Below are 19,471 nucleotides of genomic sequence, written 5' to 3' on the forward strand. Positions count from 1 at the left end.
CACCAATCTCCCAGACTGGCCAATTTGAAACATCTGTCGACTAGCCTGGTCTGCTTCACCTGCTAGGCTCATTTCCAGGCCTTCCTTTCGACAGACTTTTGCCCATGCTCGCGCGCCTGCTGTTTTTCTATGGTCTTTTCATGGCCTCCACTTCGGTTGTGGCCATGACCATCTACAAATCCACTGATGCCAACGGCGTGGTGTCGTACAGCGACCGGCCGAGCAAAGGCTCGCAGGTGTTCGTGTTTCAGGACCGCATGGTCGAGCGCCTGGAGCGGCAGGTTTACCTCGATATCAAAAAGCAGAAGGGCACTGACGTGGTCTTCGTGCGCAACGATCTGTATGCGCCGGTCAAAATTGCCTTGGCATTCACCGGGCTGAGCAATGTGCGCGGTGCGCCGGCGCAAACCATCCACCGGGTGCTGCCGGCGCGCAGCAATACGCGGTTGGCGTTGCTGACGGCGATATCCGGCAAGCAGCCGCTGGTGTATACGCCGCAGTTCCACTATTCCCTTGGTGACCCCACTGGTATCGCGCAGGGCTATCGCTATCCGCTGCCATGGCGGGGTGGGCCGTTTCGTCTGAGTCAGGGCGCCAACGGCCAATACAGCCACTACGGGCCGAAGAATCGCTATGCGATGGACATCGCCATGCCGGTGGGCACGCCGATCATTGCCGCGCGGGCCGGGGTGGTGGTGAAGATCGAAAATTCACAGAGCGGTCGCGGCTCGGATGCGTCCGGCAATTTCGTGCGGGTGCTGCACGATGACGGCACCATGGGCGTGTACCTGCACCTCAAGCAAGGTTCGGTGAGCGTGCGCGAAGGGCAACGGGTGGCGGTGGGCAGTCCGCTGGCCCTGTCGGGCAATACCGGCAACAGCAGTGGCCCGCATCTGCACTTTGTGGTGCAGCGCAATACCGGCGAGGGGCTGGTGTCGATTCCGTATCAGTTCGTCCAGCCGCTGGGGGCGTTGCCCAACTTTGCGTTGGGCAAGCAATAAAGCAAAAAAGATCGCAGCCTGCGGCAGCGCCTACAGGATCGCATTCCTGTGTAGGCGCTGCCGCAGGCTGCGATCTTTTAGCAGGCAATGCGGTTTCCCGCATTGCACTCAATCCAGCATCAACACCTTCGCCAGTACAATCTTCGGCCCTTTCATCTTCTTGATGATGATCCGCAGGCCTTCGACTTCCAGCACTTCTTCCTCTTCCGGCACCCGTTTCAGGGTTTCGTAGACCAGCCCGGCAAGGGTCTCGGCTTCGATGTGATCGAGGTCGATGCCCAGCAGGCGCTCGACCTTGAACAGCGGCGTGTCACCACGCACCAAGAGCTTGCCCGGCTGATAGGCGAGGATCCCGCGCTCAGCTTTGCGGTGTTCGTCCTGAATATCGCCAACCAGCACTTCCAGCACGTCTTCCATGGTCAGGTAGCCGATGATGTTGCCGTCAGCCTCCTCGACCACGGCGAAGTGCGAGCCGCCCTTGCGGAACTGCTCCAGCAACTGCGACAGCGGCATGTGCCGCGACACGCGCTCGAGCGGGCGGGTCAACTCAGCCAGGTTGAACGACTCGGGAATATGGTCCAGCGCTGCCAGTTCCAGCAGCAGATCCTTGATGTGCAGCAGGCCGACGAACTCCTGGCGCTCGCTGTCGTACACCGGATAACGACTGAACTTGTGGCGACGGAACATCGCCAGGATTTCTTTCAGCGGCGCGTTGAATTCGAGGGTGATCAGGTCTTCCCGGGAGTTGGCCCAGTCGACCACTTCCAGCTCGCCCATTTCCACCGCCGAGGCCAGCACGCGCATGCCTTGGTCGCTCGGGTCCTGACCACGGCTGGAGTGCAGGATCAGTTTCAGTTCTTCGCGGCTGTAATGGTGTTCGTGGTGCGGGCCGGGTTCGCCCTGGCCGGCGATGCGCAGAATCGCGTTGGCGCTGGCGTTGAGCAGGTAGATCGCCGGGTACATTGCCCAGTAGAACAGGTACAACGGCACCGCCGTCCACAGCGACAGCAGCTCGGGTTTGCGGATCGCCCACGATTTAGGGGCCAGTTCGCCGACCACGATGTGCAGGTACGAAATAATGAAGAACGCGGTGAAGAACGACACACCTTTGACGATTTCCGGCGACTGCACGCCGACCGCGCTCAGCAGCGGCTCGAGAATGTGCGCGAACGCCGGCTCACCGACCCAGCCGAGGCCAAGGGAGGCGAGGGTGATACCGAGCTGACAGGCCGAGAGGTACGCATCGAGCTGACTGTGTACGGTGCGCAGGATGTGTCCGCGCCAGCCGTTCTGATCAGCGATGGCCTCGACCCGGGTCGAGCGCAGTTTGACCATGGCGAATTCCGCCGCAACGAAAAAGCCGTTGAGCAAAACCAGGATCAGAGCAAAAAGAATCATGCCGAAATCGGCGAATATTGTTGCGAGGGACAAGCCAGGGGAAGGGTCCATGATGGAGTTTTGCGGGTTCCGTGTGATTCAAGAAAGAGAAAAGTCGCGCCTGAAAGGCAGGCACAAGTCAGCCAATGTAGCGGCTGACCTGGCGATTGCCTAGTGCGACATTACTCAGCGGCGCTGATCGCCCGTGCCTGGGCCACTTGGGCCGGGGCGAAATGGCAGGTGAACGTGCTGCCGTGACCGGGCACGCTGCTGATCTCCATGCGTGCGCGGTGGCGCAGCAACACGTGCTTGACGATGGCCAGGCCCAGCCCGGTGCCGCCGGTGTTGGAGTTGCGGCTGGAGTCGACGCGGTAGAAGCGTTCGGTCAGGCGTGGCAGGTGTTTGCTGTCGATGCCGATCCCGGAATCCTGCACGCTCAGGTGCGCGCCCTGATCGTCGCTCCACCAGCGAACGCGGATGTTGCCCTCGGCCGGGGTGTACTTCACTGCGTTGAACACCAGGTTGGAAAACGCACTGCGCAACTCCGCCTCGCTGCCCTTGAGCCACAGGCGGGGGTCAGCTTCCAGGGTGATGCGCTGGTTCTTCGCGCCGGACAATTGTTGCGCATCGCTCTTGATCGACTGCAGCAGGCTGTCGATCTGCACCGGCTGGTTGTCCGACGGGTAATCGGTGGCCTCCAGTTTCGCCAGCAACAACAAATCGTTGAGCAGCGTCTGCATGCGCCCGCCCTGTTGCTGCATCTGCTGCAGGGCGCGGCTCCAGCGTGGGTTCACTTCTTCGACGTTGTCGAGCAGGGTTTCCAGATAGCCACAGATCACCGTCAGCGGTGTGCGCAGTTCGTGGGAGACGTTGGCGATGAAGTCTTTGCGCATCTGTTCCAGCTGATGAATGCGCGTGACATCGCGCACCAGCATCAAGTGTTCGTTGTTGCCGTAGCGGGTCAGGTACAGCTGAATGCGCACGCGATCGTTGGTCGGCGAGGGGATTTCCAGCGGCTCGGCGTAGCTCTCCTGCTCGAAGTACTCCTTGAAGCGCGGATGGCGCACCAGGTTGGTCACCGGTTGGCCGCTGTCCTGTGGGGTCTTGAGACCGAGCAGGGTTTCGGCGGCGCGGTTCCACCACTCCAGATTGCCGTCGCTGTCGAGCATGATCACCGCGTCTTTCAGCGCGGCGGTGGACTCCTGAACCCGGTCGATCACCGCTTGCAGGCGCCCGCGCACGCGTTGGTCGCGGCGTTGCAGGTGGTAGATGCTGTCGAACACTTCGCCCCACAGGCCATAGCCATCGGGCGGTGCTTCGTCGGGTTGATGCTGGCGCAGCCATTCATGCAGACGCAGCAATTGCTTGAGCGTCCAGGCCAGATAAATCCCCAGGCCCGCCGCGAGGCTCCAGCCGTAATAGCCGGTGATCAGGCCGATCACCAGGCAGGCGGTGACCAGCAGCAGCATGTGGCGAATCAGGGTGCCATGCCAGTTTTGATTCACGGGGGGCGTCCTTAGCCGCAGCGTCAAGTTTCAAGCTGCAAACTACAAGTCAGAGCGGCTCTCTGTTTATTGCCGCTTGTAGCTAGAAGCTTGCAGCTGTTTTTATGCTTTTGTGGAGAACCGGTAGCCGGTGCCGCGCACGGTTTGTACCAGATTTTCGTAGGCGTCGCCGAGGGCCTTGCGCAGGCGCCGGATGTGCACGTCGACGGTGCGCTCTTCAACATAAACGTTGCCACCCCAGACCTGATCCAGCAACTGGCCACGGGTGTAGGCGCGCTCCTGGTGGGTCATGAAGAATTGCAGCAGGCGGTATTCGGTCGGGCCCATCTCGGCCGGTTTGCCGTCGATGGTCACGCGGTGGCTGATCGGGTCGAGCAGCAGGCCGCCGACTTCGATCGGCGCTTCACCGTCGGTCGGTCCGGCGCGGCGCAGCACGGCTTTGAGGCGTGCGACCAGTTCGCGCGGGGAAAACGGTTTGGTGATGTAGTCGTCGGCGCCGACTTCAAGCCCCTGGATCTTGTTGTCCTCCTCGCCCTTGGCGGTGAGCATGATGATCGGGATGTCCCCGGTCAGCTCATCACGTTTCAGACGACGGGCCAACTCGATGCCGGAGGTGCCGGGCAGCATCCAGTCGAGCAGGATCAGGTCCGGTTTACGGTCGACGATGATGGCGTGTGCCTGCTGCGAGTTCTCCGCCTCAAGGCAGTCATAGCCGGCCATTTCCAACGCAACGGCGATCATTTCGCGAATGGGCGCTTCGTCGTCGACGATCAGAATGCTCCTGCCAACCATGCCTTAATCCTCTTGTCATTTAACTGTCTTGCGCCGCATTAGATAACGGAATTATTGCAGTCGTGTGACAGTATTTTAGTCCGGCGGCGATTGTGCGAATGCTGAACTAAGCTCTAAGTCCGAATCCTGACAACCACAAAAGAAGGTTTCCATGACTCAAATGACTGTTTCTTTCAAAGCACTGCTGCTTGCCGCTGCCGTTGCATTACCGTCGATGGCCTTCGCCGCTGATCCGGTCATGATGAAAGACGGCATGATGACCGACCACAAAGGCATGACCGTGTACACCTTCGACAAGGACACGGGCGGCAAATCGATGTGCAACGGCGATTGCGCGAAGAACTGGCCGCCGATGATGGCGCCGGCGGGTGCCAAGGCTGAAGGCAAATTCACCCCCATCAAACGTGATGACGGCATGATGCAATGGGCATATGACGGCAAGCCGCTTTACACCTTCAAAATGGATGAAAAACCAGGCGACATGAAGGGGGAAGGCTTCAAGGACATGTGGCACATGCCGAAACACTGAGTCCTGCAGCAACTGCGTCCCTGTGGGAGCGAGCAAGCTCGTTCCTACAGGTTTGCGGATCAGCGCAACGCGTAATCCAGCACGATCCCGACGAAAATCGCCAACCCGGCCCAATGATTGTGCAAAAACGCCTTGAAGCAGCGCATGCGGTCACGATCGCGGGTGTACCAGAATTCCCACGCATAACACCCGGCAGCCACCAGCAAGCCGAGATGGAACCAGATCCCCAACTCGAACTTCGACCCCGCCAGCAGCAGGCAGCCCAGCGACAACGCCTGCAGGCTCAGGATGATCACCCGGTCCGCCTCGCCAAACAGAATTGCCGTGGATTTCACGCCAATCTTCAAATCGTCATCCCGATCGGTCATCGCGTAATAGGTGTCGTAACCCACCGTCCACAGCAGATTGGCGATCCACAGCAGCCACGCTGCCGCCGGCAACTCACCGGTCTCGGCAGTAAATGCCATCGGCATCCCCCACGAGAACGCCGCACCCAGCACCACTTGCGGGTAATAGGTGTAGCGCTTCATGAACGGATAAGTGAAGGCCAACGCCAGACCACCCAGCGACAGCCAGATCGTCGGCGCATTGGTGCACAGCACCAGCAGGAAACTCACGCCCATCAACAGGGCGAAAAACACCAAGGCTTCTTTCGAACTGATCTTGCCGCTGGCCAGCGGTCGTTGCGCGGTGCGTTTGACGTGGCCGTCGACCTTGCGATCGGCCCAGTCGTTGATTACGCAGCCACCGGCGCGGGTCAGTACCACGCCGAGAACGAAAATCACCACGTTGGCCAGCGATGGCGAGCCTTTGCCGGCAATCCACAATGCCCACAGGGTCGGCCACAGCAGCAGGTAAATGCCGATCGGCTTGTCCATCCGGGTCAACTGAATGAAATCCCAGGCGCGCGGGTTCAAGCGGTTCAGGGACTTGAGCAGGCTCTGATACATCAGCAGTTCTCCGGATGGGCGCGGGCGGCGCGCCACAGGCTCGGCAGGAAGATTTCCGCGACCAGCACGCTCAACGCGCCACGGTCGAAACGCGAACGTCGGCCCCACAGCTCAGGCGCTTTCACGTCTGACGGCAACCATTGTTCAGGGTAGTGGCAAACTTCGAGGGCGCGGCGCTGGAACGCCTGATCGCAAAACAGCAATTCGCCCAGCGAGCGGCTGCCCAGTTCATCCATGTGCAGGCCGTCACCCTGTAAGGCGGCGCGCGAAGCGACGCTGCGGGCAAACACCCAGGCCTCGCCGTGACCGCGCAAATACACCTCGCGCACCCAGCCTTCGCTGCCCTCGGCCAGATCCAGCGCCGCGCATTCGTCGGCGCGCAGAGTGTTCCAGCCTTCGAACAACGGCGTGACGCTGAAGCCATCATTGGACAGCCGGGTCAGGCGGCGGGTGAGGGAGCCTTCGTCGAACAACCAGTCGAGGGTTAACGAATCGGGGAGGGGCGTCAGTCGGCTTCGGGTCAGCCAGAGCGGGGCCGGGCAGGCATTTGAATGTTGCACAATGAGTCATTATTGGCCGCAAATGAGGCCGCGAGCTTACCATGGCGAGCTGCGATATTGATTGATCCGGGTCGCCGTTGCGCCGAACAGGCTTGCATCTGCCCGGCACCATCAGTACAAAACGCCCTGAGCCGGATGGCAGCGCAACACCCATCGACCGTCCGCGCCGGCAATAAGCCTGAACCCTGAGGAAGTACTTGAATGAAAAAGTGGCAATGTGTGGTCTGCGGCCTGATCTACAACGAAGCCGACGGTTGGCCGGATGACGGCATTGCGCCGGGCACCGCTTGGCAGGATGTGCCGGAAGACTGGCTGTGCCCCGACTGCGGCGTCGGCAAGATGGACTTCGAAATGATCGAAATCAACTAAGCACAAACAAGGAGTAAGGCATGAGCGCACCTGTCGTCATCATTGGCACCGGCCTGGCGGGCTACAACCTGGCCCGCGAGTTTCGCAAGCTCGACAGCGAAACCCCGCTGCTGCTGATCACGGCTGATGACGGCCGTTCTTACTCCAAGCCGATGCTCTCCACCGGTTTCGGCAAGAACAAGGACGCCGACGGCCTGTGCATGGCTGAACCGGGTGCGATGGCCGAGCAATTGAATGCCGAAGTGCGCACCCACACGCGCATCAGCGGCATCGACGCCGGCCATAAGCGCCTGTGGATCGGCGAAGAAGCGGTTTACTACCGCGATCTGATCCTCGCCTGGGGCGCAGAAACCGTGCGCGTGCCAATCGAAGGCGATGGCGGCGATCAGGTGTTCCCGATCAATGATCTTGAAGACTACGCGCGCTTTCGCGCAGCGGCGGCCGGCAAGCGCCGGGTGCTGCTGCTCGGCGCCGGCCTGATTGGCTGCGAGTTCGCCAACGACCTGATCCTCGGTGGCTACGAAGTGCAACTGGTGGCGCCGTGCGAACAGGTCATGCCGATGCTGCTGCACCCGGCTGCTGCGGCAGCGGTGCAGGCCGGGCTGGAAAGCCTCGGTGCGAAATTCCACCTCGGCCCGGTGCTGACCCGACTGCAAAAAGTTGCCGATGGCCTGGAAGCGCATCTGTCCGACGGCCAGGTCATTCCTTGCGACGTGGTGGTTTCGGCCATTGGCCTGCGCCCACGCATCGATCTGGCGGCGGCTGCCGGCGTACAGGTCAATCGCGGTGTGGTGGTCGACCGCTACCTGAAAACCTCCCACGCCAATATCTACGCCTTGGGCGACTGCGCCGAGGTCGACGGGCTGAATCTGCTGTACGTGATGCCTCTCATGAGCTGTGCGCGAGCGCTGGCACAAACCCTCGCCGGAAACCCTACCGCCGTGAGCTACGGCCCGATGCCGATCACCGTGAAAACCCCGGTGTGCCCGCTGGTGGTTTCGCCGCCGCCACGGGGCAGCGAAGGCGTCTGGACGGTTGAAGGGCAGGGCGCCGAAATCAAGGCCCTGTGCCACAGCGCCGACGGGCAGTTGCTCGGTTATGCACTGACCGGTGCGGCGGTAATGGAAAAACTCGCCCTGAACAAACAGCTTCCGGCCCTGCTGGCGTAAATACCGGTCGTTCTGTCGGAATCACCCCGCTTTTGCCCCTACAAAGGTCGCGGGGAGACTGGCGCCGCCGGTATCCGCGTGCCATTCTCACTCCCGTCTGCCGCAGAGTAGAGCCTGCGGCGCCTTGGGCGCTGTTCCAACGAGAACAGCACGGACATAACAACAAAAAACCGTCAAAGGGGCTTCACTAATGCGTAAACCAGAACTCGCCGCTGCAATCGCTGAAAAAGCAGACCTGACCAAAGAGCAGGCCAACCGCGTACTCAACGCCGTTCTAGAAGAAATCACCGGCGCTCTGCACCGCAAGGACAGCGTGACGCTGGTCGGCTTCGGCACCTTCCTGCAACGCCACCGCGGCGCTCGCACCGGCAAAAACCCGCAGACCGGCGAGCCGGTTAAAATCAAGGCCAGCAACACCGTGGCATTCAAGCCAGGCAAATCGTTGAAAGACAGCGTTAATCCTTAATTGCGGCGAACTTCTCGAATAACGAGGAGAACAGTGTAGAAAAATGGGCACACCGATTGCGGTCGGGTGCCCATTTTTTATGCCTGCCTATTGGTAATGGCGTACAGCAATAATAAACGCCGCGTAAGTGATTGCATTTGTTGGCTATCGATCTGCCTCACACTTAAATCATTACCCTATATATAAAAGCCATCATAGTGATGGCACTTTTACGATTGTTGGATGTCTCGCTGTGAATTGTTGAAACAACACCAAGGTCTTTCGGAATCATCCTACATCCGAATTTTTTAAAACCCGGCATGCTCCCCCACCATGCTCGTCGGCCCCCGTTTACGGCGATCGGCGACACTTGGGACGATCGCTCTAAATCAAGCGTTCCAGGCATTTTGTACGGGTATCTGAATATAAACAGAGGATCGGGGATTCCCTGACGGAATATAGGGAAAACTCCTACAACAAACAAAGAACACTTCGTCTTGTTGTTTAATCAGATGCTTGCTAGTGGCCATCATAGTGATTACGATGCGCCCACTTGAAAGAGCACATCTCAATTGGATGAGTCGCTGCACCGCTCTTCGATACTGTCCCGCGCCGCGGTAACTCCAATAGGCGCCTGACTGTAATCCTTAATAAAGGCCATGGATGTCCTACTCAAGCAAACTTTCCGCCCATTACCTCGAACTCGCAAAAGTCTCTGTTTCCAAAGAGAATTTCGCGGGCGAAGACGTTCGTTTTTCGAGCGAATTCGAGGCCTTGGAAAGTGAGTTGGCCAAAGCCTCGTCGATGCACGAAAGCGGGCAGATCGACTGGCTGAAAATTCGCGAAAACAGCGAAAATCTGCTGCGTACCCAATCCAAGGATTTGCGTGTCGGCGCCTGGCTGACCTGGTCGCTTTACCAGCGCGAATCCTTCCCCGGGCTGCTGGCCGGCCTCGGTCTGCTGCACCATCTGTCGGAAAATAATTGGGCCGACGTTCACCCGCTCAAACCCCGCACCCGAGCCGCCGCCATCGGCTGGCTGGTGCCGCGTCTCGAGCAGGTCATCACCGAAAACATTGCGATCAAAGAGCAGTTGCCGATGTTCCGGCAGCTCTCCGAGCACCTGTCCGGCCTTGAAGCGGCATGTGCTGAGCATCTGGGCGATGATTCGCCGCTGCTGCTGCCGATCTCTCGTCGCCTGAAAACCATGATCCAGCGCGCCGCCGACAATCAACCGGCCCCCGGTGTGGTCGGTGCAGCAGTGGCGCAGGTCAAGCAGGCCGCGAGCCAGTTGCTCACCCCAGGCGCACCGATCGATAACGAACGAGACGCGCACAAAGCCCTGCGCGCGCAACAGGAAAGCGCCCGACCGTTGTGCGCCTGGTGGCTCAAGCAGAAGGCCACCGACCTGCGCGCCCTGCGCCTGAACCGCACGCTGCTGTGGATGACCATCGACGCAGTACCCGAGCGCAATGCCGAACAGATCACCGTGTTGCGCGGCCTGCCGCTGGAAAAGCTCAAGCTCTACCAGGACCGCTTCGATCAGGGCAAATACGCCGACCTGCTAGTGGAACTGGAGGCGAGCCTGGCGAAGGCGCCGTTCTGGTTCGATGGCCAGAGGATGGTCTGGGAATGTCTCCAGAACCTCAACGCCGAATTGGCAATGCGCGAAGTGGAAATCCACTTCGCGCTTTTGGTTCAACGCCTGCCCGGCATTGTCGAGTTGCGCTTCCATGACGGCGCGCCTTTTGCCGATCCGTCCACTCGGGCGTGGATCGCCGCCAACGTCATGCCGCACCTGCAAAGCGCCAGCGCGCCGCGCAAGGTCGAAAGCGAAAACGTCGAAACCCAGCCGGCCTGGGAAAAGGCCCTTGAAGAAGTCCTGCCGTTGCTGCGCAAGGAAGGCCTGAAGCCCGCCGTGCAGATTCTCAAGCAGGGTTTGCAGTCGGCCCACGGTGGCCGCGAGCGCTTCTTCTGGCAGTTCGCCCTCGCACGCCTGTGCTTCATGGCCAAGAAGTACGAACTGGCCAAGAACCAGCTGGAAACCCTCGATCAGACATTACAGGACTCAGGCCTGCACGCCTGGGAGCCCGATCTTGCATTGGAAGTGCTGCACCTGCTGCACAGTTGCTGCGAGTTGTTGCCGCAGAACCATGCCGTACGTGAACGCAAGGAAGAGATTTATCGCAGGCTGTGCCACCTCGACCTCGAAGTGGTACTCGAATAGGCCCCAGGGCCACAACCGCAAGGAGAAAAGCCATGGCCAAAGAAGGCTCGGTAGCCCCCAAGGAACGCATCAACGTCACCTTCAAACCCGCCACCGGCGGTGCTCAGGAAGAGATTGAACTGCCGCTGAAGCTGCTGGCAATCGGTGACTACACCCACCGCAAGGACGATCGCAAAATCGAAGATCGCAAGCCGATCAGCATCGACAAGATGACCTTCGACGAAGTGTTGGCCAAGCAAGAACTGGGTCTGACGCTGAGCGTGCCGAACCGTCTGCAGGAAGATGGCGAGGCCGACGAGCTGGCTGTGCAACTGCGCGTCAATTCGATGAAGGACTTCAACCCGGCCAGCCTGGTCGAGCAAGTGCCTGAGCTGAAAAAACTGATGGAACTGCGCGATGCGCTGGTGGCCCTCAAAGGCCCGCTGGGTAACGCACCTGCGTTCCGTAAAGCGATCGAAGGCGTGCTCGCCGACGACGAATCCCGCGGTCGCGTACTCGGTGAGCTGGGCCTGAACGCCGCAGCCCCGGACGCCTGAGACTCCAGCCAAGGAAGCCAACACAATGAGCACTAGCGCAGCACAAGAGAAGAGCGCCGGCAACGGCGAGTACAGCATTCTCGACAGCATCATCGCCGAAACCCGTCTGACTCCGGACGACGAAGCCTACGACATCGCCAAGCGCGGTGTGTCGGCGTTCATCGAAGAGCTGCTCAAGCCGCAGAACAACGGTGAGCCGGTCAAGAAGGCCATGGTTGACCGCATGATCGCCGAGATCGATGCCAAGCTCAGCCGTCAGATGGACGAAATCCTGCACCACCCGGACTTCCAGGCTCTGGAATCGTCGTGGCGTGGTCTGCAGTTGCTGGTCGACCGCACCAACTTCCGCGAAAACATCAAGATCGAAATCCTCAACGTCTCGAAAGAAGACCTGCTGGACGATTTCGAAGATTCGCCGGAAGTCATGCAGTCGGGCCTGTACAAGCACATCTACACCGCTGAATACGGCCAGTTCGGTGGTCAGCCTGTGGGCGCGATCATCGCTAACTACTACATGTCGCCAAGCTCGCCAGACGTCAAGCTGATGCAGTACGTCGCCAGCGTTTCGTGCATGTCCCACGCGCCGTTCATCGCTGCGGCCGGCCCGAAATTCTTCGGTCTGGAAAGCTTCACCGGCCTGCCGGATCTGAAAGATCTGAAAGACCACTTCGAAGGCCCGCAATTCGCCAAATGGCAGAGCTTCCGTACCTCGGAAGACTCCCGTTATGTTGGTCTGACCGTGCCGCGTTTCCTGCTGCGTAACCCGTACGATCCGGAAGAAAACCCGGTCAAATCGTTCGTGTACAAGGAAACCGTTGCCAACAGCCACGAGCACTACCTGTGGGGCAACACCGCTTACGCGTTCGGCACCAAGCTGACCGACAGCTTCGCCAAATTCCGCTGGTGCCCGAACATCATCGGCCCGCAGAGCGGTGGCGCGGTTGAAGATCTGCCTCTGCACCATTTCGAAAGCATGGGCGAAATCGAAACCAAGATCCCTACCGAGGTTCTGGTTTCCGACCGTCGTGAATACGAACTGGCCGAGGAAGGCTTCATCTCCCTGACCATGCGTAAAGGCTCCGACAACGCGGCGTTCTTCTCCGCAAGCTCGGTGCAGAAGCCGAAGTTCTTCGGCATCAGCGCAGAAGGCAAGGCTGCAGAGCTGAACTACAAGCTCGGCACCCAACTGCCGTACATGATGATCGTCAACCGTCTGGCTCACTACTTGAAAGTGCTGCAGCGCGAGCAACTCGGTTCGTGGAAAGAACGTACCGACCTCGAGCTGGAACTGAACAAGTGGATCCGTCAGTACGTTGCCGACCAGGAAAACCCGAGCGCCGAAGTGCGTGGCCGTCGTCCGCTGCGCGCTGCGCAAGTGATCGTCAGCGACGTTGAAGGCGAGCCGGGCTGGTACCGCGTGAGCTTGAACGTGCGTCCGCACTTCAAGTACATGGGTGCCGATTTCACCCTGTCGCTGGTTGGCAAGCTGGACAAAGAGTAAGAGCGACTCATGGACGGATACGGCAGCCTGTTCGAACGCCTCAACGGCGACGCGCAACTACGCAAGGGCAACAGCCTTGAGGCTTGTGCCATGGCGTCAGTGGCTGCCCATCTGGCCAAAATGCTCAGCACCCGGGCCGGCAGCGTGCAAACGCTGTCCGACTACGGGTTGCCCGATCTCAATGACATGCGCCTGAGCCTGCACGACTCCCTGAGTCAGGCCCGTCTGGCCATCGAAAACTTCATCGAAGCCTACGAGCCGCGCCTGAGCAATGTGCGTGTCATTTCCCTGCCGCGTGACCACGATCAACTGCGCCTGGCCTTCAGTATCGAAGGCTTGCTGGAAGTTGAAGGGTTCAAGCGTCAGGTCAGTTTTTCCGCGCGCCTGGATGGCAGCGGTCAAGTGAAGGTCACCTAAGGAGATCCCCGATGTCTGGCAAACCCGCAGCACGCGTATCCGACCCCACCGCTTGCCCACTTCCAGGCCACGGTACCAACCCGATCGCCGCCGGTTCCGGCGACGTGTTCTTCGACGGCCTCGCGGCCGCCCGCGAAGGTGATGCCTCCGCGTGTGGTGGTGCGATGGTCGGCGGCTTGGCCACGACGGTAAAAATCAACGGCAAGTCTGCTGTCACTGTTGATTCCATAGGCTCCCACGGCAACAAAGTCACCGCCGGTTCCGGGACGGTGATTATCGGCAATTCGCATTCACCAGCCCCGTTTGTGCCGCCGTTGCCGGTGGAGCTCAGTTGGCCTTTTACCCAGCACTTCGTCGCACGCAATCCGAGAACCGGTGCTCCGGTCGCAAACCGTGCCTACACCCTGAGAACGGCCTCTGGCAAAGAAATCAAGGGCGTTACTGATGCACAGGGTAAAACGGCGCCGATTGCTTCCAATTTGGCTGAAAGCGTCACGCTTACCTTCGAACCGCAGTCTTCGCTCGTGATTGCATAGGGTTTATGACATGACCGCACCGGCACCACTCACGACCCAGCTCACGCCTTCTTCTGACAAGACGCCAGTAGAAGTGCCTGTGGACGAATTCCAGATCACAGATATTCCTGGCGCCATGAGGAAAATGGGCTGGGTGCAGGCCGCTCGACTGATGCAGCGCTGGTTCGATGGCAAGCCTTACGAAATGACTATCGACGAAAAAGAAGGGCGTCTTGACGTTAAACAACTCACTCCAGAAAAACTGTTTGATGATCTGGAGTTCGATTGGTTGAACAGTGCGTCACCGCACACAGGTGAAGATGTAAAAGCGTTGCTCGAAAAAGCAGCGTATGCCAGTCAGTACAACGAGCTGATCGGGCGTGCCAAAGGATTGAATCAACTGGCGCCTGGTCTTTTGCAGTTTATGACGCGTCTGAGAGATCTCGGGATTCTTGATCAGGCAAGCATGGATCTGAAAACAGGCGAATATGATTTCAGTTCTATGAGCGCCCAAGAGTTGGAAGTAACATCGCAGTACAATCGCAGGTCTATCGGAACTGATAAGTGGGCAAGAATTACTGATCCACTGGATGATGTTTACGGAACGTTGGGTGGGTTTTCCGTAAAGTTTGCTGTTACCAAATTTTCAACGGTTTCGAAAACCAAAAAAACACCGGCCACTTTGCATATCGAAGAAATTGGTTGCTACATACGTGATACGTATGAGTTTTTGAATGACAGCAGTAATAATCAGCCGCTTGGATACTGGAGCTTTGAAAGTGGCGTGAAAGGATTTAGTGCGTTGGGTCGAGATACATTTGAGGCCGATGGTCAGTTATATCACAAGGTAACTAACGATAGCTTCAATCAGTACCGTGCTCTACATGGTAAAGGTGGCGATTTGTTTGTTTATTCAACCGTGAAGAAGTTGCCAACATCCATTGACTTTCGTTTCATGAGTGCCGATTTCGGTGAGTTCGTGGCGAGGGCAAAGCCGATGGTAGCGTCATGATCAGTGCTAACAGAAAACGAGGCGTTTATCTGCTGCTGGCTGTGTCATTGCTTCTGGCGATGCTTCTCGCGCTAAAAGTTCACAGTTCTCTGGTTGCAAAGCCATTAAAAACTTATGTGAGTGAATCTGGTAAATGCTACATCGCCAGATATGCAGCTGATTATGGATTTTTGGGAATCGCAGGAAGTTTGTTAGAACTTTTCAGCAGTCAATCCTTCTATCGGGTCTATTCAATGGATGGGGAACTTCTAAAAACATCTGAGTGGTATCTATGGATGCGAGAGGGAGATCCAGGGGCTGCCCCGGAATTTCATGGCGAGATGATCTTGTATCCGGGTTCTGAAGGCTGGGAAAGTTGGATAATTCCACAATGTCGGTAATAGGTTTTTTTGGGGCTGAAGGCACGTCCTCATTCCAGAGTGCCGATAAAGCCATGACCGGAGTTGCACATGAATAGCCGTCACGCCATCGGTCTGGCTGTGCACTCGCTAGCCTGTGTGATTTATATCGTTATGAATGGCTATGCGGTTCCCGCCTATAAACAACTGGTCGGTGGATTGACCTCGCACGGTGTCGCCATCGGCATGGCGATGTATCTGATTTTCTATTTTTTCGTTTTCATGAATTTGATTTTGGTCTTCATCCAGCGTCAAGCCATCCAGTTTGGCCTGGTAGTTTTGATGATGTTGACGATTCTGTTTTATCTGCTGCCGCAGTACCCCATTCGTGGCTTGGCCTATTGCGCGCTTACAGGTGGTTTGACGGTTTGCGCCATCCTGCTGACCAACGTCATCCACACGGCTTACACCCGCTGGCGCAAGCACGCGGCACTGCAACCGCTGGAGGCTCAGAAACGTCGAGCATTGCCGCGACTGTTGCTGGCTCCGGCGCTGACCGGTGTGTCCATATGCACCGTCTTGCTGGGGTTGAAGATTTTCGGTGGCTTAACGGCGCAGGCCTTGGCGCGACACTCGAGCGAGTCGGGCGAGTGCTACCTCATCACATACGCACCCGGTTATCCCAAGCTGGGATTGATCGGGCAAGTGTTTGGGATGTTCAGCAGCGGGTACTTTTTTCGGGTGTACACCAAGGACGGCGCGTTGCTCGAATCCTCGGAATGGAATTTCCGGGTGACTGAATTTTTTGCGGTTGCTCCCGAATTCAACGGCTCGACAGTGCTGTATCCCGGCACGCAAGGCTACGAAGACTGGTGGGTGCCGGAATGCGCCTGATCGCCAGAAGCTCTCTCATGCAGAAAACACACGGTATGCATCGTGACGCAATGGATGCGTGTGTTTTCGAGGATGGAGGCTTGCCCGTGATAGGTGTATCGAACGAGATGGCCCTGCTCAGTCGCGCGCAACTCAGTTTCTTCATGGGAGCCTTGTGGACGCCATTCTTGGCCATGCTGGCGTTTTCATCCTATGGCCTGTGGATTGGCGAGTATTCGACATTCGACTCGTCCGAGACCCACTGGGTGTATCTGTTGTGGTTCGGCATGCCCGGGTTGCTGTTGTTTGCGCTATGGGGCTCGCGGGCCGCGAAGAGCCGCAATGAGCAGCAGGCGCTGCGAATGGTCTGGCTGGCGCCGTTGAAAATCATCCCTTTCTACGCGGTGCCCTGGATGCTTTATGGCTTGTGCAGCCTGGTCGCCGGGCCATTCGACAATGCTTTCATGGCCTACGGATGGATCCTGCTCGTGCCCTACCTCCTGATCGCCGGTTACTTCTGTGCCGGTCTGACGGTCGCGCTCTACAGGATATTTTTTTGATGAGTTCCACTAGCAGGCAGGTAACCCGTGTCCTTTAACCACTACTACCAAAGCGAACTCACCGCACTGCGCCAACTCGGTCGCCGTTTCGCCGAGCGTAGTCCGGCGTTGGCGCCGTATCTGGGCCAGGCAGGGCGGGATCCGGATGTGGAGCGATTGCTCGAAGGCTTTGCGTTTCTGACTGGGCGTCTGCGCCAGAAGCTTGATGACGAGCTGCCGGAACTCAGCCATTCGCTGATGCAGCTGCTGTGGCCGAACTACATGCGCCCGCTGCCGGCGTTCAGCATTTTGCAGTTCGATCCGCTCAAGCGTTCCGGGCCGGCGTTGCGCGTCGAGCGCGATACGCCGATTGAAAGCAAGCCGATCGAAGACGTGCGTTGCCGCTTCCGTACTTGCTACCCGACTGACGTGCTGCCGCTGGATCTGGCCGCGCTGAATTACTCGGTGAAGGGCGACGGCTCGCTGCTCAGCCTGCGTCTGGAAATGAGCGCCGACGGCCACCTTGGTGAGCTGGAGCTGAGCAAACTGCGTCTGCACTTTGCCGGCGAGCGCTACATCAGCCAGATGCTCTACCTGAGCCTGCTGCGCAATCTCGAAGGCATCGAACTGATCCCGCTCGACGGTGCCGGCAAACCGATCGATGGCGTCAGCGGCAAGCCGATGGCGTTCAAGATTCCCGGTGATCGGGTCAAACCGGTGGGCTTTGCCGAAGAAGAAGCGTTGATCCCGTATCCGCTGAACACCTTCCGTGGTTATCGCTACCTGCAGGAATACTTCGCCTTCCAGGACAAGTTCCTGTTCGTCGACGTCAACGGCCTGGACATCCTCAACGCGCTGCCGGAAGACACCCTCAAGCAGATGCGCGGCCTCGAATTGCGCTTCGATATCCGCAAGAGCGGCATCATGCGCATGCGGCCGACTCTGGACAACGTGAAGCTGTTCTGCACGCCGATTGCCAACCTGTTCGCCCACGACGCGCTGCCGATCCGCCTCGACGGCAAGCAGGACGAATACCTGCTGCTGCCGGCGGAATACGATCTGGAAAACTGCGGCGTGTTCTCGGTGGAAACCGTGACCGGCTGGAAGCCCGGCGGTCTCGGTTATCAGGAATACGTGCCGTTCGAATCCTTCGAACACGACCCGAGTTTCGATGTGCCCAACAGCCGTCCGCATTACAGCATCCGCCAGCGTTCGTCCTTGCTGCACGACGGCCTCGACACCTACCTGAGCTTCGGCATTCGCCACACCGAAGCCCACGAAACCCTGTCGATCGAGCTGATGTGCACCAACCAGAACCTGCCGCGCAAGCTCAAGCTCGGCGACATCTGCATGGCCTGTGAAGAGACGCCGGAGTTCCTCAGTTTCCGCAACATCACCCCGGCCACTTCCAGCTTCGCGCCGCCGCTGAACCGTGACTTCCTGTGGAAGCTGATCAGCAACATGTCGCTTAACTATCTGTCGCTGGCCGACGTCAATGCGTTGAAGGTGATTCTCGAAACCTACGACTTGCCGCGCTACTACGACCAGCATGCGGAGAAGGTCAGCAAACGCCTGCTCGGCGGCCTCAAGCACATCAAACATCACCACGTTGACCGCTTGCACCGTGGGTTGCCGGTGCGCGGTCTGCGCACCGAACTGACCATCGACCCGGAAGGGTACATCGGCGAAGGCGACCTGTTCGTTTTCGCTTCGGTTCTTAACGAGTTTTTCGCGCTTTACGCCAGTCTCAATTCATTCCATGAGCTGCGCGTAAAAAGCACACAGGGAGAGGTGTACCAATGGACACCACGTATGGGCCTGCAGCCCCTGCTTTAAGCGGGCTGACCAAGGTAATACGCGAGTACTCGCTGTTTCAGGCCGTGCTGCTGGTGATCGACCGGCTGCGCGAGGCACACCCGTACCTGAGCGAAGACGATCTGTACGACCACGTGGAGTTCCAGGCCAACCCGAGCCTGGGCTTTCCGCGCAGCGACGTCGATCGCGTGGAGTTTTTCGAAGAGCACGGGCAGATGCGCGCGCGCATGCGTTTCAACCTGATCGGCCTGGTCGGTTCTGGCTCGCCGTTGCCGGCGTTCTACGGCGAACAAGCCCTGGGCGACAGCGAGGACGGCAACCCGACACGCAATTTCCTCGACCTGTTCCACCACCGCCTGCAACGGCTGATGCTGCCGATCTGGCGCAAGTACCGTTATCGCGCAAGCTTCCAGAGCGGCGCGATCGACCCGTTCTCCTCGCAGCTGTTCGCCCTGATCGGTCTGGGCGGCGACGAGATCCGCAAGGCCAAGGAACTCAACTGGAAACGCCTGCTGCCGTACCTCGGCCTGCTCAGCTTGCGGGCGCACTCGGCGGCGCTGATCGAAGCCGTGCTGCGTTACTACTTCAAGCACGAAGACCTGGTCATCGAGCAATGCATCGAGCGCCGCGTGGAAATTCTCGAAGAGCAGCGCAATCGTTTGGGCCGCGCCAACAGCCTGCTCGGTGAAGACCTGGTGCTCGGCGAACACGTGCGCGACCGCAGCGGCAAATTCCGCATTCACATCACCGAACTCGACTGGCAGCGATTCCATGAATTCCTGCCGATCGGTTTCGGTTACCAGCCGCTCTGCGCGCTGGTGCGGTTCACCTTGCGTGACCCGCTCGATTACGACATCCGCCTGGTCCTGCGCCAGGAAGAAATCCGCGAACTGCGCATCGGTGAGCAGAACGCCTGTCGCCTCGGTTGGACCAGTTGGCTGGGCCGCGAAAAAGCGGACGGCGTGGTGACCCTGGGCAGCAAAATTCATTAAGGACGTGAGC

The 19,471-nt window shown here is 58.8% G+C and carries 21 protein-coding genes; 16 read left to right on the plus strand and 5 right to left on the minus strand.

The window, feature by feature from the left end:
* Positions 1-104: 104 nt before the first annotated feature.
* Entirely contained in the window at positions 105-1,001 is an 897-nt protein-coding gene (locus M9827_RS12170) for a peptidoglycan DD-metalloendopeptidase family protein (protein ID WP_250605635.1), read from the plus strand.
* A gap of 108 nt (positions 1,002-1,109) precedes the next feature.
* Here M9827_RS12170 and M9827_RS12175 read toward each other — a convergent pair whose 3' ends face one another.
* The 3 genes from M9827_RS12175 to phoB all read right to left on the minus strand — a co-directional run bounded on the left by M9827_RS12175 (position 1,110) and on the right by phoB (position 4,675).
* The gene (locus M9827_RS12175; protein WP_007920256.1) at positions 1,110-2,450 is read right to left on the minus strand and encodes a hemolysin family protein; all 1,341 of its coding nucleotides are present in this window, start codon (positions 2,448-2,450) and stop codon (positions 1,110-1,112) included.
* Positions 2,451-2,560: 110 nt separating this feature from the next.
* Entirely contained in the window at positions 2,561-3,847 is a 1,287-nt protein-coding gene (phoR, locus tag M9827_RS12180) for a phosphate regulon sensor histidine kinase PhoR (protein WP_250605899.1), read from the minus strand.
* 138 nt (positions 3,848-3,985) lie between these two features.
* Positions 3,986-4,675, minus strand: coding sequence for a phosphate regulon transcriptional regulator PhoB (gene phoB / locus M9827_RS12185; RefSeq protein WP_007896474.1), 690 nt, complete (start codon positions 4,673-4,675; stop codon positions 3,986-3,988).
* A 151-nt stretch (positions 4,676-4,826) separates the two neighbouring features.
* Between phoB and M9827_RS12190 the strand changes: the two genes are divergently transcribed.
* On the plus strand, positions 4,827-5,204 hold the full coding sequence (locus tag M9827_RS12190; protein WP_250605636.1) for a COG4315 family predicted lipoprotein: 378 nt from the start codon (positions 4,827-4,829) through the stop codon (positions 5,202-5,204).
* Positions 5,205-5,263: 59 nt separating this feature from the next.
* On the opposite strand, the gene ubiA is transcribed toward M9827_RS12190, so the two are convergent.
* Both ubiA and M9827_RS12200 read right to left on the minus strand, forming a co-directional pair.
* Positions 5,264-6,154: a 4-hydroxybenzoate octaprenyltransferase gene (gene ubiA / locus M9827_RS12195; protein ID WP_123376079.1), complete on the minus strand. Its 891-nt coding sequence runs from the start codon at positions 6,152-6,154 to the stop codon at positions 5,264-5,266.
* On the minus strand, positions 6,154-6,714 hold the full coding sequence (locus tag M9827_RS12200) for a chorismate--pyruvate lyase family protein (RefSeq protein ID WP_250605637.1): 561 nt from the start codon (positions 6,712-6,714) through the stop codon (positions 6,154-6,156). Before M9827_RS12200 ends, ubiA begins: the two co-directional genes overlap by 1 nt.
* A gap of 201 nt (positions 6,715-6,915) precedes the next feature.
* Here M9827_RS12200 and M9827_RS12205 point away from each other — a divergent pair, with 201 nt between their 5' ends.
* The 14 genes from M9827_RS12205 to tssG all read left to right on the plus strand — a co-directional run bounded on the left by M9827_RS12205 (position 6,916) and on the right by tssG (position 19,461).
* The gene (locus M9827_RS12205; protein ID WP_084317722.1) at positions 6,916-7,083 is read left to right on the plus strand and encodes a rubredoxin; all 168 of its coding nucleotides are present in this window, start codon (positions 6,916-6,918) and stop codon (positions 7,081-7,083) included.
* A gap of 20 nt (positions 7,084-7,103) precedes the next feature.
* The gene (locus M9827_RS12210; protein ID WP_250605638.1) at positions 7,104-8,252 is read left to right on the plus strand and encodes an NAD(P)/FAD-dependent oxidoreductase; all 1,149 of its coding nucleotides are present in this window, start codon (positions 7,104-7,106) and stop codon (positions 8,250-8,252) included.
* 190 nt (positions 8,253-8,442) lie between these two features.
* Positions 8,443-8,718, plus strand: a complete 276-nt coding sequence (locus M9827_RS12215; RefSeq protein WP_003213368.1) for an HU family DNA-binding protein — start codon at positions 8,443-8,445, stop codon at positions 8,716-8,718.
* Between the two features lie 642 nt (positions 8,719-9,360).
* The gene (tssA, locus tag M9827_RS12220) at positions 9,361-10,923 is read left to right on the plus strand and encodes a type VI secretion system protein TssA (RefSeq protein ID WP_250605639.1); all 1,563 of its coding nucleotides are present in this window, start codon (positions 9,361-9,363) and stop codon (positions 10,921-10,923) included.
* 32 nt (positions 10,924-10,955) lie between these two features.
* Positions 10,956-11,459: a type VI secretion system contractile sheath small subunit gene (tssB, locus tag M9827_RS12225; RefSeq protein WP_003229587.1), complete on the plus strand. Its 504-nt coding sequence runs from the start codon at positions 10,956-10,958 to the stop codon at positions 11,457-11,459.
* Positions 11,460-11,484: 25 nt separating this feature from the next.
* Entirely contained in the window at positions 11,485-12,960 is a 1,476-nt protein-coding gene (tssC, locus tag M9827_RS12230; protein ID WP_007920272.1) for a type VI secretion system contractile sheath large subunit, read from the plus strand.
* A 9-nt stretch (positions 12,961-12,969) separates the two neighbouring features.
* Positions 12,970-13,377 (plus strand): type VI secretion system baseplate subunit TssE, encoded by a 408-nt coding sequence (gene tssE, locus M9827_RS12235; RefSeq protein ID WP_123454704.1) that lies wholly within the window; start codon positions 12,970-12,972, stop codon positions 13,375-13,377.
* Positions 13,378-13,388: 11 nt separating this feature from the next.
* Complete coding sequence (locus M9827_RS12240; protein ID WP_122842177.1) at positions 13,389-13,913, plus strand: PAAR domain-containing protein; 525 nt, start codon at positions 13,389-13,391, stop codon at positions 13,911-13,913.
* Positions 13,914-13,923: 10 nt separating this feature from the next.
* Positions 13,924-14,904: a DUF6402 family protein gene (locus tag M9827_RS12245; protein WP_122842178.1), complete on the plus strand. Its 981-nt coding sequence runs from the start codon at positions 13,924-13,926 to the stop codon at positions 14,902-14,904.
* Entirely contained in the window at positions 14,901-15,284 is a 384-nt protein-coding gene (locus M9827_RS12250; RefSeq protein ID WP_250605640.1) for a hypothetical protein, read from the plus strand. The genes M9827_RS12245 and M9827_RS12250 overlap by 4 nt, the downstream gene beginning before the upstream one ends.
* Before the next feature lie 69 nt (positions 15,285-15,353).
* Positions 15,354-16,136, plus strand: a complete 783-nt coding sequence (locus M9827_RS12255; protein WP_250605641.1) for a hypothetical protein — start codon at positions 15,354-15,356, stop codon at positions 16,134-16,136.
* A 107-nt stretch (positions 16,137-16,243) separates the two neighbouring features.
* Entirely contained in the window at positions 16,244-16,675 is a 432-nt protein-coding gene (locus M9827_RS12260) for a hypothetical protein (RefSeq protein WP_186620433.1), read from the plus strand.
* 27 nt (positions 16,676-16,702) lie between these two features.
* A complete protein-coding gene (gene tssF / locus M9827_RS12265; RefSeq protein WP_250605642.1) occupies positions 16,703-18,490 on the plus strand; it encodes a type VI secretion system baseplate subunit TssF in 1,788 nt (595 codons plus the stop codon).
* Positions 18,454-19,461 carry a type VI secretion system baseplate subunit TssG gene (gene tssG, locus M9827_RS12270; protein WP_123454698.1) on the plus strand — a complete coding sequence of 336 codons (1,008 nt, stop codon included), beginning with the start codon at positions 18,454-18,456 and terminating at the stop codon, positions 19,459-19,461. Before tssF ends, tssG begins: the two co-directional genes overlap by 37 nt.
* Positions 19,462-19,471: the final 10 nt, after the last annotated feature.

This window comes from Pseudomonas sp. AKS31 (assembly GCF_023634765.1).
In the GTDB taxonomy this organism is placed as follows: Bacteria; Pseudomonadota; Gammaproteobacteria; order Pseudomonadales; family Pseudomonadaceae; genus Aquipseudomonas.